Raw genomic sequence first — 12,910 nt, 5'->3', positions numbered from 1 at the left:
GCACGGACGACCAGCGCTTTTTACTCGCAAGTGAGGTTTCGCCGCAGGTCAGCGCGGTGCCACGTGAGGGACATCACCGCCTTCGCGGGCTTCGGCAAGGAAAGACCTACCGCATCCTGGTGTTGTACGGGAGGAACAGCGGGCCCGGATCAGGACGGGCCCGGCGAACCGGAGGGGAGGCTCCCAGTGACCGCAGTCTGGACAGCACTGGCCATTGAGACGGGCACCGCACTGGTGATCGCGGGTTCGCTGGCGGGCTGGGCCCACCGGCGCTTCCGCCGCGCCCGCTGAGCGGCCGCCGCGCACCCGCGCGGCACCCGTCTCAGCGCACCGTGCCGGCGCACCGTGTCACGCCGCCCCGGAACCCGCCGGTTCCGGGGCGCGCTCGTTCCCGGCCTTCTCGATCGGCACCCCCGCCGTCTCCGGGATCTTGAAGATCGGCACCAGCGCCACCGCCGCGGCGATCATCAGGTAGTACGCCGGGATGTAGTTGGAGCCCGTGACGTCGATCAGCGACCCCACCAGCACGGCCGCCGTCCCGCCGAACAGCGACGTCGAGATGTTGTAGCCGATCGCGAACGCCCCGTACCGCACCTTCGTGGGGAACATCGCCGGGAACGTCGCGCCGATCACCGCCAGCATCAGCACCAGCAGCCCGCCGACGATCGCGTACCCGGCCGCGACGCCGAGCATGTTCATGCTCTGCATGAGCGCGAACGCCGGCCACGACAGGAAGAGGTAGCCGATCGCCGACGCCTTCAGCAGCGGCTTGCGGCCGATGAGATCCGACAGGTGGCCGAGCGGAAGGATCACGGCCATCATGGCGAACTCCACGCCGATCGTGATGAGCTGCGCCGTGTCGTCGTTCATGTCGAGGAAGTCGACGAGGTAGGACGGCATGAACGTCAGCAGCGTGTAGTCCGCGACGTTCAGCAGGAACACGATGCCGATCAGCATCACGATGACGCGCCAGTAGTGCTCCAGGGTCTCCTTCAGCGGCGACTGGGCCTTCTTGCCCTCCTGCTCCATGGCCTGGAACGTCGGGGTGTCCTCGATCCTCGTGCGGACGTAGAGGCCGACGACGCCGAGCGGCAGCGCCACCAGGAACGGGATGCGCCAGCCCCAGCTGTCCATGGCGCCCTCGCTGAGCGCCAGGTCCATGATGAACACGAGGCCGGCGCCGAGGATATAGCCGGTCAGCGTGCCGAACTCCAGGAAGCTGCCGAAGAACCCGCGCCGGTGCGTCGGCGCGTACTCGGCGATCATCGTGGCCGCGCCGCCGTACTCCCCGCCGGTCGAGAAGCCCTGGACCAGGCGGACGGCGAGCAGCGCCAGCGGCGCGATGATCCCGATCGTGTTGTAGTCGGGCAGGATCCCGATCACGAACGTCGAGCCGGACATCAGGATGATCGTGGTGGCCAGCACCCGCTTGCGGCCGAGCCGGTCGCCCAGCGGGCCGAAGAACAGCCCGCCGAACGGGCGGGCGAGGAACGCCGCGGCGATCAGCGCGAACGAGCGCAGCGACGCGCTGCCCGCCGCCTCCTCCGGGAAGAACTTCGTGCCGATGATCGCGGTCATCACCCCGGCGCTGAACACGCCGAAGTCGAACCACTCGATGCAGTTCCCCATCGCGGACGCGATCACGGCCTTGTGAACGGCGCCGACGCCGCCCCGGTCCTCCGGCAGGCTCGCACCGGGGTCGGCCGGCCCGCCCGCCGCGCCGGTGCCGTCAGGGTCGTCGTTCACGCGCTACCTCTGCCCGAAGATCGGCGAAGCTAACGCCGGGTCACGGCGGCGCTGCTCAGCGGAGGCAGGCGGCTCGGCGGACGGTGCGGCTCACGCCCTCCCGGGCCGGCTCACGCCCTCCCGGACCGGTTCGCGGCGCCCCGGGACGCCCGCGCCGGACGGGTGTCCTCGTCCTCGTCGATCTCGTCCCCGTCGATCTCGTCCCCGTCGATCTCATGCCCGCCCTCGTCGTCGGGGAGCGCCGGCAGGGCGGTGGTGGGCTGCTCGTCCACGGCCCCGCCGGGGAGCTCGTCGGTGCGGGTGGGGTCGCCGTCGAGGAGTTCGTCGAGGGTGGCGGTGCGGTTTGGGTCCGCGGTGCGGTTCGGGTCCGCGGTGCGGTTCGGGTCCGCGACGGGCTCGCCCGTCAGCAGCTCCTCCTCCAGGAGGTCGTCCTCCGGGATGGACACGAGCGCCTGCGTCTCCACCGCCTCCCGGCTGATCACACCGCTGGCGAGGACGTTGTTGCGGTGCCGGAGCATGCCGTTCTCCCGCAGGAGGTTGTCGACGTCGGAGCGGGCCCGCGCGATGCGGCGGCTCAGCCGGACGTGCACGAGGAACCCGCCCACCGCCGCGCCGAGGATGAACCCGGCGGCGGGGAAGCCGACCGCCGGCGGCGCGAGCGTGGCCACCAGCGCGACGGCGACCAGCGCGACGACCACGGCAAGCGCGACGAAGTGCTCCTCCATCCAGTCGAGGACGGCGTTGACGCGCTTGGGGATCCTCACTCGGCGACTCCTCCACTCGGCTCGGGGTGGCGGCGGCCGGGGCGCGGCGGTTCCCCCGGCACCGCGCCGCCGCTTCGTTCGGATGCACCGCCGGGCTACGCGGCCGGGACGGTCCGGGGCGCGCACCCGCACCACCGGCGCGCCGCCCTGCTGCTCCGGACGCGCCTCCGACTCATGCTGACCGCGGCGAGGCCGTCCGAAACATCAACTGTACGTGACACGGGCCGCTGCGGCGGCGGGCGGCTCGCGGCCGGGATGCGAACACCTGGTCGCGCCGAATATCGTCCTTTGACATGAGCGAACACTTTGACGTCGTGGTCCTCGGCGCGGGCCCGGGTGGATATGTCGCCGCGATCCGGTCGGCTCAGCTCGGGCTGAAGACGGCGATCATCGAGGAGAGGTACTGGGGCGGGGTGTGCCTCAACGTCGGCTGCATCCCGTCGAAGGCGCTGCTGCGCAACGCGGAGCTGGCGCACATCTTCACCAAGGAGCGGGAGACCTTCGGCATCACCGTCGAGGGCAGCGTGTCCTTCGACTACGGCGCCGCGTTCCAGCGCAGCCGGCAGGTGTCGGACAAGCTCGTCAAGGGCGTCCAGTTCCTGATGAAGAAGAACAAGATCACGTCCTATGACGGGCGGGGCACGTTCACCGACCCGAACACCCTGCAGGTCGCCCGCGCGGACGGCTCGTCGGAGACGGTGACGTTCGACAACTGCATCATCGCGGCGGGCGCGCACACCAAGCTGCTGCCGGGCACGTCCCTGTCGGAGCGGGTCGTCACCTACGAGGAGCAGATCCTCAGCTCCGAGCTGCCGGAGAGCATCGTCATCGCCGGCGCGGGCGCGATCGGCGTCGAGTTCGCCTACGTGCTGCACAACTACGGGGTGAAGGTCACGATCGTCGAGTTCCTCGACCGGATCGCCCCGAACGAGGACGCCGACGTCTCCAAGGAGCTCGCCAAGCGCTACCGCAAGCTCGGCGTGGACGTCCTGACCTCCACCCGGGTGGACGCGATCGACGACTCCGGCGACAAGGTCAAGGTGACCGTCACCGGCAAGGACGGCGCCCAGCAGGTCATCGAGACCGACAAGGTCCTGCAGGCGATCGGCTTCCAGCCGAACGTGGAGGGCTACGGCCTGGAGAAGACCGGCGTGGCGCTGACCGACCGCGGCGCGATCGACATCGACGGCCGCTGCCGCACGTCCGTCCCGCACATCTACGCGATCGGCGACGTCACCGCGAAGCTGATGCTCGCGCACGCCGCCGAGGCCATGGGCATCGTCGCGGCCGAGACCATCGCGGACGCCGAGACGATGGAACTCGAGTACATCATGATCCCCCGCGCCACCTACTGCCAGCCGCAGATCGCGAGCTTCGGCTACACCGAGGCCCAGGCCAAGGAGCAGGGCTTCGACGTGAAGACGGCGAAGTTCCCCTACAGCGCCAACGGCAAGGCGCTCGGCATGGGCGAGGGCGAGGGCTTCGTCAAGGTGATCAGCGACGCCAAGTACGGCGAGATCCTCGGCGCCCACATGATCGGCCCCGAGGTCACCGAGCTGCTCCCCGAGCTGACCCTGGCCCAGCAGTGGGACCTCACGGTCAACGAGGTCGCCCGCAACGTCCACGCCCACCCGACCCTGGGCGAGGCCATGAAGGAGGCCGTCCACGGCCTGGCCGGCCACATGATCAACCTCTGACCCCGCCCGGCGTGTTCGCCTCCCCCTACGAGGCGAACACGCCCCGCCCCCGAGAGGGCGGGGCGGCGGCCGCGGGCCCGGCCGGACGCGGGTGCGTTCCCGGCCCTGGGGTCAGGTGACGGTCCAGAGGTCGAGGGACGCGTAGGCGGGGCGCCACGCGGTCTCGTAGGCGGTGCGGGCCTGCTCCGGGAGGAAGGCCAGCATCTTCGCGGCGCGTTCCGGGTCGGCGCCGTCCAGCATCCACGGGATGACGCGGGGGCCGTTCGGGCCGAGTTTCGCGGCGTGCACCTGGCCGAAGTTCGCGAAGTGCTCGGGCGCCAAGACCTCGTCGATCAGCGGGAGCGCGTCCTCCTCCTCGTGCTTCAGGTGGGCGGTGAGGGCGGTCGCCAGACGCTCGGCGAGGGGGCCGAGGGGTTCGGTTCCGGCGTCGATCGCCTCGATGGCGGGGTCGATGGCGGCGTGCTCGGCCTCCATCGCGTCCATGAGGGCGAGCCCGTCCGGGCGGTCGGCGAGGGCCTCGCGCATGGGCGGCCACAGCGCCTCGTCCTCGGCGGTGTGGTGGACGTGCAGGGCCGTCTTGAACAGGTCCCAGCCCTGCCCTTCCGCGAGGATGCGGCGGGCTTCGCCGTCCGGGCGGGCGGCGACCTTGGCGAGTTGCTCCAGTTCCCTCCGCAGCGCGTCGTGCATGACGTACATGGCGGTCCAGTCGTAGGTGGGCACGTTCTCTCCCCTTTCGTTTCTCCATAGACGAATCTTGGGAGAGGAACGTGACCCCTCTCAGGACGTGGGGGCGGGGCTGGAGAGGCGGCTCAGGAGGCGCTGGCCCTGGCGGGAGCTGATGTTGAGGCGGCGGCCGAGTTCGGCGCCGGAGATGCCGGGCTCGGCGTCGAGGATGGCGAGGGCGCGGGCCTCGTTGTCGGTCGCGACGCTGCGCGGGACGCTCGCCCTCCGCTGCCTCGGCTGCTTCGGCTTCGGCGCCGGGCCGGACGCGGACGCGGGCTCGGGCTCGTGCTGGGTCCGGGGCTCGGGCGCGGGTTCCGGCGCGGGTGCGGGTGCGGGCTCCGGCTCGGGCGGGGCCGTCAGCGCGGTGACGCGGTCGAGGGCCTGGTCGAGCATGACGCCGTCCTTGAGCATCCAGACGACGTCCGCGGGGGCCTTCGCCTTCCACTTGCGGCCGTAGTGGGCGTCCAGGAGGGCGAGGGCGTGGCGGCGGCGCTGCTCGGCCTGGAGGGCGTCCGGGTAGGACGTGATCTGCCACAGGATCATGCGGCGCCACAGGCGGAACGTGGAGAACGGCGCGAGCAGCCAGCGGGCGACGGGGATGCCTTCGCGGACGATGCCCGCGGCGATCCCGGCGCGGCGGCGGATGGCGTGCCGGACGGCCTCGATGAACGTGATGAACAGCACGGGCATGGCGGCGTGCATGACCATGCCGGTGACGTCGCCGTGGGCGGCGGAGACGTTGAGCCAGACGGTGGCGGCGGTGAACGCGAACGCCATCCAGCGCAGGGCCGGCATGGGCATGGCCAGCCACTCCAGGAGCAGCGCCACGGCGACGAGGGCGAGGATGCCGAGGTCGACCCCGGCCGGGACGATCCACGCCTCGTCCCCGAACCACGGCTCGGCCACGTCCCGGACGGACGCGAACGAGCCGTACCCGCCCAGCCCGGCGAGGCCCGCGAAGAAGACGCCGCCGACCCCGGCCAGCACGCGCTGGGCCCGGGTCAGCGGCATCGTCGTCCGGTCCATCGCGTCCCTCCCGTCACGGGGTGTCGAGATCACCCCGAGACGGTAGCGCGCCATCCCGGACGAAACCGGCAATATCCCCCAGTCGTCAGCGGAGGGGGTCGAACGGGTCGAGCTCCACCGGCCGCCGACCAGTGACGATCTGCTCGGCGAGCAGCCGCCCGGTCGCCGGGCCGAGTGTGATACCCCACATGCCGTGGCCGCCGGCGGCGAAGACGCGCGGCGAGCGGGTCGCGCCGATCAGCGGGAGCCCGTCGCGGGTGCAGGGCCGGGAGCCGACCCACTCGTCCCGCCGGTCGCCGAGGTCGGCGCCGCGCAGCAGCGGCCGGGCCGCCTCGACGATCGCCTTGATCCGGCGCGGGTCGAGCGGGGCCTCGGGGCGGCGGAACTCCATCATCCCGGCGACGCGGAGCCGGTCGCCGAGCGGGGTGCAGGCGACCCGCTGGGCCGGGAAGTAGACGGGGCCGTCCGGGACGCGGTCCATCGGCACGCTGAAGCTGTAGCCGCGGCCCGCCTGGACGAGGGACCGCACGCCGAACTGCCGGGCGAGGTCGCCGAGCCACACGCCGCTCGCGAGCACCACCGTGTCGAACCGCTCGAAGTCGCTGCCCGTGGTGCGGACGGAGACGCTCCCCCGCTGGTGGCCGATCTCGGTAACGGCCGCGCCGGTGCGGATCTTGCCGCCCCGGTCGCGGACGGAGTCGGCGAGCGCGTGCACGAACGCGCCCGGGTTGATGAACCGCTGGCCGCGCAGCACGATCGCGGCGCCGATCTCGTCCGACAGGGCGGGCTCCAGGGCGCGGGCCTGGTCGCCGGTGAGGGCCTCGTACTCCAGTTCCTGCCCGGCGGCGCGGATGTGCTCGATCTCCTCCAGCAGGACGCGCCGCTCGGCGGCCGTCCGGTACGCGGCGAGGAAGGACCCGGCCTCGTTCGTCTCGGCCCGGACGCCGCCGTCCAGCAGCGCGTCGAAGCTCGGCAGCGCGCGGCCGTTGATCGGCACGAGCGACTCCATGGCGCGGCGCCACCGGGCGGCGGTGCTGTTGCGGGCGAACCCGGCGAGGAAGCGCAGCAGGCTCGGGTTCGCGCTCGGCGGGACGTAGACCGGCGAGGACGGGCTGAGCACCGCCCGGATACCGTAGGAGAGGACGGCCGGCTCCGGCAGCGGCGTCGCCAGGCCGGGGGTGAGCCACCCGGCGTTGCCCCAGGACGCGCCCGCGGCGACGTCCCGGCGGTCGAAGACGGTGACATCGGCACCGTGCTCCTGCAGGAACCAGGCGGTGGACAGCCCGACCATGCCGGCGCCCACGACGGCGACTCGGCGCGGCGCTGCGTCGAGAGCCATGGCGACTCCTCTCCTCGCTGCTGATGCGTGCCACACGCGTATGCGTGACACGTGTTGATATGCGTGACACTTCGATGGTGCGTCGCGCCACGGCCGTCGTCTCTGTCGCGATCGGCCAATCCGGGCGGGGCTCATCGTGCGAACGGCACAATGGACGCATGGTGCAGCTCGACGTGGCCGATCTCGTCGACTCGCTGGGGCTGCTCCGGGTGGTGACACCGGGGCGCGGCGGGCAGGTCCACGACGTGGTGCTGGCCGAGCCGGGCGAACCGGCCGGGCAGCCCGGCGAGATCGTCCTCGCCGTCGGCGTGACCGGCCCGGCCGAGGCGGTGGCGCTCCTCCGGCGGGCCGACGCCGCCGGGGCGGAGGGCGTGGTGCTGCGCGCGCCCGTCGCGCCGGAGGTCGCCGAGGCCGCCGCCGGGCTGAAGCCCGCGCTGATCGAACTCCAGCCCGACACGTCCTGGACGCACGTCATCTGGCTGGTGCGCGGCGCCATCGACCGCGCCTACGCGCCGCAGCCGTCCGGCACGCACGACGACCTGTTCGCGCTCGCCGACACCGCCGCCGAGATCGCCGACGCGCCCGTCACCCTGGAGGACGCCCGCTCCCGCGTCCTCGCCTACTCCGGCCGCCAGGACACCACCGACCCGGCGCGCGTCTCCACGATCGTCGGGCGCCGCGTCCCGCCGCAGGTCATCGCACATCTGCGCGCCTGCGGGGTGTTCCGGAGGCTGGCCCGCTCGGCGGACCCGATCCTCGTCCCCGCCGGGCCGGACGACATGCTGCCCCGCCTCGTCATCCCGGTGCGCGCCGGGGGCGAGTGGCTCGGCTCGATCTGGGTGGTGGCGCGGACGCCCGTCCCGCGGGACCGCGTGCGGCGGCTCACCGACCTGGCGTCCGTCGTCGCCCTGCACCTCCTGCGCCTGCGCGCGGAGGCGGGCGTCGCGCGCCGCGTCTCCGCCGACCAGCTCCGCACGGCCCTGCGCGACGGCACGCCCGTCCCGGCGGACCTGCCGTACCGGGCGGTGATCCTCGGCGGCGGCGACGACCTCCGCCGCCGCCTCGACCTCTGGGAGGCGATCACCCACCGCTTCGGCTGGCACCGCCCGCTCCTCACCGACCTGGACGGCGCGCTGTTCGCCCTGCTCACGGATTCGTCCGGGACGCGGGGCGAGGCCGGGTCGACGCCGTGGCTGCGGACCGTCCTCGGCGAGGTCCGCGCCCACGACCGCACCCTGTACGCGGCGGCGGGCGGCCCGGCCCGCTCCCCCGCCGACCTTCCCCGCTCCCGCGCCGAGGCCGCCGAACTCGACGCCCTCATCGCGTCCGGCCGCCTCGCACCCGGCCTGCTCGTCCTGGAGGACGCCTGGGACGCCGTCGTCGTCGAACGCGCCCGCAGGGCGACCCGCGTCGAAGCGGGCCTGCTGGGCGGCCCTCTCCCCGCCCTCCGCGCCCACGACGAGGAGCACGGGACCGCCTTCCTCGCGACCCTCGCCGCCTGGCTGGACCACTACGGCGACCCGAAGGGGACGGCCGAGGCCCTGTCCGTCCACCCGAACACGCTCCGCTACCGGCTGCGGCGCATGGCCGAGGTGACGCCGCTGGACCTGTCGTCGTCGCAGACCCGCCTGGCCTTGCGCCTCCAATTGGCCGCTCTCGACTTGGCCGCTCTCGGCACACGCCCGTAGTCAGCGGTCCGGGTCGGAGTCTCGTCCGGCGTCGCGCTGCGCCCGCCTGCGGCGCACCCGCCAGACGACGACGGCGACGACGACCGCGGCGGCGACCGCGATCGCGACGGCCTACCCGGCCTCATGCTCGATGCGGCCGTAGGCGTTCCCCGCGAAGTAGCCGAGCAGCGCGAAGCCCACGCCCCAGACCAGGCCGCCCGCGGCATTGAACAGCAGGAAGACGTGGCGGGGCATGTGCGACAGCCCGGCCAGCGCGGGCATGATCGCGCGGAAGAACGCGATGAACCGCCCGAGGAACACCGCGACGCCGCCCCGGCGCCGGATCAGGTCCCGGGCCTTGTCGACGCGGTCGCGGTGCCGACGGAGCGGGCGGGAGCCCAGGATCGCCGGACCGGCCCGGCGGCCGATCATGTAGCCGACGAAGTCCCCGACGATCGCCGCGACGACGACGGTCGCGCACAGCCAGACGATCGAGACGCGGCCCTGGCCCGCGAGGACCCCGCCGAGGACGACGGCCGTCTCGCCGGGCAGCACGAAACCGAAGAACAGGGCGTCCTCGCAGAACACCAGGCCGCCGACGACCCCGTACACGACCGGCCCGGACAGGTTCCCCAACCAGGACGTGACCGAGTCGAACACCACTCCGCGCCCCCAACCCGAAGCCTGGTGCTCCTCTACCCCGCGCACACGTACCCTGCACACACGCGCCAATCCGGCGCTCACCAGGCGGCTACTGGTCGTTCAGATGGGCCTGGTTCAGATAGGCGAGGACGGCGCGGACGCGGCGGTTGGTGTCATCGTCGTCGCCGATGCCGAGCTTGCCGAACATGGACGTCGTGTACTTGCCGATGGCGCTGTCGCTGAGGAAGAGACGGCGGCCGATGGCCTGGTTGGACAGTCCCTCGGCCATGAGGGCCAGTACCGCGTGCTCGCGCTCGGTGAGCCGCTCCAGGCCCCGGCTCGGGGACGTGCCGGACAGCAGCCGGGCGATCACGGCCGGGTCCATCGCGGTGCCGCCGCCCGCGACGCGTTCCAGGGCGTCGATGAACTGGTCGCCGTCGAACACGCTCTCCTTCAGCAGGTAGCCGACGCCGCCGGAGCCGTCGGCGAGCAGTTCCCGGGCGTAGAGCTGCTCGACGTGCTGCGACAGGATCAGCACCGGCAGCCCCGGCACCTCGGCCCGCGCGGCGAGCGCGGCGCGCAGGCCCTCGTCCGACTGCTTCGGCGGCATGCGGACGTCGATGACCGACACGTCGGGACGCTGGGCGAGCAGCGCCTCCAGCGTCTCGGGCCCGGTGGCCGCCGTCGCCACCACCTCGTGCCCGTACGCCTCGATCAGCCGGATCATGCCGTCGCGCAGCAGGTAGAGGTCTTCGGCTACGAGGATTCGCATGGCACCGCCATCCGCACACGGGTCGGGCCGCCGGCGGGGCTGGCGATGTCCAGCGTGCCGTCGAAGACGGCCATGCGGCGGCGCAGGCCGTCCAGCCCGCCGCCGGAGACGGCCCCGGCCCCGCCCGCGCCGTCGTCCTCGACCTGGACGACGACTCCCGTCTCGTCCCGTCCGAGAGTGATCTGCACGGCGCTCGCCCTGGCGTGCTTGACCGCGTTGGCGAGCAGCTCGGCGACGCCGAAGTAGACGGCGGACTCGATCGGCGGCTCCAGGCGCAGCCCGGCGGCGGCGCTGACGGTCACGTCCAGTGGAGTGTCCAGGGCCAGCGCGCGGACGGCGTCCACGAGGCCCCGCTCGTTCAGCACCGGCGGGTTGATCCCCCTGACCAGCTCGCGGAGCTCGGCCAGCGACGCCGCCGCGCCACCGCGCGCCTCCCGCATCAGCGCCTTGGCCCGCGCCGGGTCGGTCTCCATGAGCTTTTCCGCGGTGGCCAGCGACAGCCCGAGCGAGACGAGCCGGGCCTGGGCGCCGTCGTGCAGGTCCCGCTCGATCCGGCGGAGCTCGGCGGCCTGGGAGATCGTCACGTCCGCGCGCTGGCCCGCCAGCTCCTCGACGCGGTCGGCCAGCGCCATCGCCCGCGACGGCCCCAGGTACCGGACGGCCGCGGGCAGGAGGGGTCGCCAGGCGTAGGGGGCGGCGGCGACGGCCACGACCAGGCCGGCGACCCCGGCGGGCCAGAACACGGCCGCCGCGCCCACCCCGGCCAGCGGAACGCACGCCGGCAGACCCGCCGCGAACGGCGCGATCGCGACGAACCGCAGGTCACGCCAGTTGGCGGGGTCGCGCCACCGGATCCGCCACTTCTGGTCCATGAGGGCGTCGCGGCGGGTGCGCTCGTAGGAGAAGCCGTTCCACCAGTACCCGGTGGACATCCGCACCACCGGCCCGGCCTCGCGGTAGCCGTCCGGGATCACGGTGCCCGTCCACCGCGCGACAAGGAAGCGCACCATGCGGCAGACGGGCCGGGCCAGCCCGAGCGTGCCGACGCACACCAGCACGATCGGCCCCAGCCACGACCACGGGTTGGCGGGTCCCCACCAGATCGCCCACGCCGCGGCCAGGGCCCACACGGCGGGAACCAGCATGGTGACGCCCGCCGCCAGGCAGGCCCGGACGAACCCCACGCCGACGCGCGATGCCCAGGCACCCGGTTGCCGCATGACTCACCCCTCTCTTTGGACGGTTCCAGCGTGCACCGAAAAGAGCAGTGCGATGCGTCCGACCCCCAAGGAGTGGGTCTAGCCCCACCCACCCGTGCGTCTAGCCAGATACCGTCCGGACCAGGCGCTTCGTAGCGTCACCGAGCATGGAAACGAACACGCGCATCCCGGCCTTCGGAAAAGGCATCAAGGTCTACGGCGCCCTCAGCATCGTTGCCCTTGCAGCGGTCATCGTGGCGGCGAGCACGGGCCACACGGTGAACACGTTCATGTGGGTCCGGGCGGTGCTGCTGCCGGTGGTCGCCGTGCCCGTCTACCGGATGGCCGTCTCCGCGTCGTCCGGCTCGCACCGCGCCTTCGACCGCCTCCGCACCATCGCGGTGGTCACGCCGATGGCCATCATCGGCGTGGATCTGATCCCCGGCGTCTGCCCACCCTGGTACGCGGCGATGCAGACCGCCTGCATGCTGCCCGTCCTGCACACCGCCCTGACCCTCCACCGCCCGGCAACCCGCGCCGCCTTCTCCAGCGAGCACTGACCCGCCCCGCACGTGTCCCCATCGCCGCCTTGTCCGTGCCGTCACTACTCGACTTCGATGAGGAGCGACGCCTTCGAGAAGGGAGCACTGCCGTGGCCGATGCGGTGGAGTTGTCGGCCCGGCTCGTCGCCGCGCTCTCTGAGGCAAGCGATCTGACGCCGGAGTGGCGCGGGCCATTCGAGAAAGTCGGATCAGTTGCCGGGGCGGCGGCTGTCGGCGGAGCGGTGGGCGGGGATCTGGGGCTGCATATCGTCAGGGGGTGGCTTCGTAGTCCTGTTGGACGGCGATGGCCTTGGACGAATCCGCCGGGCCGGCTGGGGCCGCCGCAGGGTTGCGGAGGATTCGCCAGTTCTCGAGTGTTCTCGAGCTGGGCGATCGCGCATTCGCCGCCTAGGAGAGCCTGACTTGCGAGCAGCTGGGCGTTGTCCACACCGCCTGCTCCGACTTCCCTTCGCTCGATCAACCCATAGGGGAATGCACAACCGGCGATCCGCAGCCCACAGGACAGAGGAGCTAAATGCCCGAAATAAGGCATGTGCGAGAACAGTCGATGGCGATCACTGAATCCAGAAAGAATCATGGTCGAATTTCGCCTCGAAAGCGCAACACAGCGTCCGGCCAGATATGATAGATGCATGAGTTTGATTGCGGGTGATCCTGATGCCGCGTCCACCATGGAACAATGCCGTTAAATTAGCCTGACCGTCAGGGTGTTATCCACATATCCACAGGCGTCGCAGGTCCATGTGGAGTTCGTGAAAGCGATTGAAGCCTC

The 12,910-nt window shown here is 72.2% G+C and carries 11 protein-coding genes; 3 read left to right on the top strand and 8 right to left on the bottom strand.

What is annotated here, in order from left to right; translation table 11 throughout:
* Positions 1–348: 348 nt before the first annotated feature.
* Together CHF16_RS30570 and CHF16_RS30565 are read right to left on the bottom strand one after the other, a co-directional pair.
* Positions 349–1,746 (bottom strand): MFS transporter, encoded by a 1,398-nt coding sequence (locus CHF16_RS30570; protein WP_245869554.1) that lies wholly within the window; start codon positions 1,744–1,746, stop codon positions 349–351.
* Positions 1,747–1,856: 110 nt separating this feature from the next.
* Complete coding sequence (locus tag CHF16_RS30565) at positions 1,857–2,510, bottom strand: hypothetical protein (RefSeq protein ID WP_089329625.1); 654 nt, start codon at positions 2,508–2,510, stop codon at positions 1,857–1,859.
* 293 nt (positions 2,511–2,803) lie between these two features.
* Between CHF16_RS30565 and lpdA the strand changes: the two genes are divergently transcribed.
* The gene (gene lpdA, locus CHF16_RS30560) at positions 2,804–4,207 is read left to right on the top strand and encodes a dihydrolipoyl dehydrogenase (protein WP_089329624.1); all 1,404 of its coding nucleotides are present in this window, start codon (positions 2,804–2,806) and stop codon (positions 4,205–4,207) included.
* 111 nt (positions 4,208–4,318) lie between these two features.
* Here lpdA and CHF16_RS30555 read toward each other — a convergent pair whose 3' ends face one another.
* The 3 genes from CHF16_RS30555 to CHF16_RS30545 are packed head-to-tail and all read right to left on the bottom strand — an operon-like array spanning position 4,319 to position 7,295.
* The gene (locus CHF16_RS30555) at positions 4,319–4,927 is read right to left on the bottom strand and encodes a hemerythrin domain-containing protein (RefSeq protein ID WP_245869553.1); all 609 of its coding nucleotides are present in this window, start codon (positions 4,925–4,927) and stop codon (positions 4,319–4,321) included.
* Positions 4,928–4,984: 57 nt separating this feature from the next.
* Positions 4,985–5,989, bottom strand: a complete 1,005-nt coding sequence (locus CHF16_RS30550) for a DUF2637 domain-containing protein (RefSeq protein ID WP_179271767.1) — start codon at positions 5,987–5,989, stop codon at positions 4,985–4,987.
* A 52-nt stretch (positions 5,990–6,041) separates the two neighbouring features.
* The gene (locus tag CHF16_RS30545) at positions 6,042–7,295 is read right to left on the bottom strand and encodes an NAD(P)/FAD-dependent oxidoreductase (protein ID WP_089329622.1); all 1,254 of its coding nucleotides are present in this window, start codon (positions 7,293–7,295) and stop codon (positions 6,042–6,044) included.
* Between the two features lie 158 nt (positions 7,296–7,453).
* On the opposite strand from CHF16_RS30545, the gene CHF16_RS30540 reads away from it, so the two are divergent.
* On the top strand, positions 7,454–8,983 hold the full coding sequence (locus CHF16_RS30540; protein ID WP_089329621.1) for a PucR family transcriptional regulator: 1,530 nt from the start codon (positions 7,454–7,456) through the stop codon (positions 8,981–8,983).
* A 111-nt stretch (positions 8,984–9,094) separates the two neighbouring features.
* Here the strand turns inward: CHF16_RS30540 and CHF16_RS30535 are convergent, their stop codons facing one another.
* From CHF16_RS30535 to CHF16_RS30525, 3 genes are all read right to left on the bottom strand, one after another.
* Positions 9,095–9,622 carry a DedA family protein gene (locus CHF16_RS30535; RefSeq protein ID WP_218826917.1) on the bottom strand — a complete coding sequence of 176 codons (528 nt, stop codon included), beginning with the start codon at positions 9,620–9,622 and terminating at the stop codon, positions 9,095–9,097.
* Between the two features lie 91 nt (positions 9,623–9,713).
* The gene (locus tag CHF16_RS30530; protein ID WP_089329620.1) at positions 9,714–10,376 is read right to left on the bottom strand and encodes a response regulator transcription factor; all 663 of its coding nucleotides are present in this window, start codon (positions 10,374–10,376) and stop codon (positions 9,714–9,716) included.
* On the bottom strand, positions 10,361–11,596 hold the full coding sequence (locus CHF16_RS30525; RefSeq protein ID WP_089329619.1) for a sensor histidine kinase: 1,236 nt from the start codon (positions 11,594–11,596) through the stop codon (positions 10,361–10,363). The genes CHF16_RS30530 and CHF16_RS30525 overlap by 16 nt, the downstream gene beginning before the upstream one ends.
* A gap of 146 nt (positions 11,597–11,742) precedes the next feature.
* Between CHF16_RS30525 and CHF16_RS30520 the strand changes: the two genes are divergently transcribed.
* Positions 11,743–12,135 (top strand): hypothetical protein, encoded by a 393-nt coding sequence (locus CHF16_RS30520; protein ID WP_089329618.1) that lies wholly within the window; start codon positions 11,743–11,745, stop codon positions 12,133–12,135.
* Positions 12,136–12,910 lie beyond the last annotated feature (775 nt).

The organism is Actinomadura meyerae (assembly GCF_900188445.1).
Lineage (GTDB): Bacteria > Actinomycetota > Actinomycetes > Streptosporangiales > Streptosporangiaceae > Spirillospora > Spirillospora meyerae.
The sequence above is the reverse complement of the archived record's forward strand: the minus strand, read 5'-3'. Positions and strand labels throughout refer to the sequence as shown.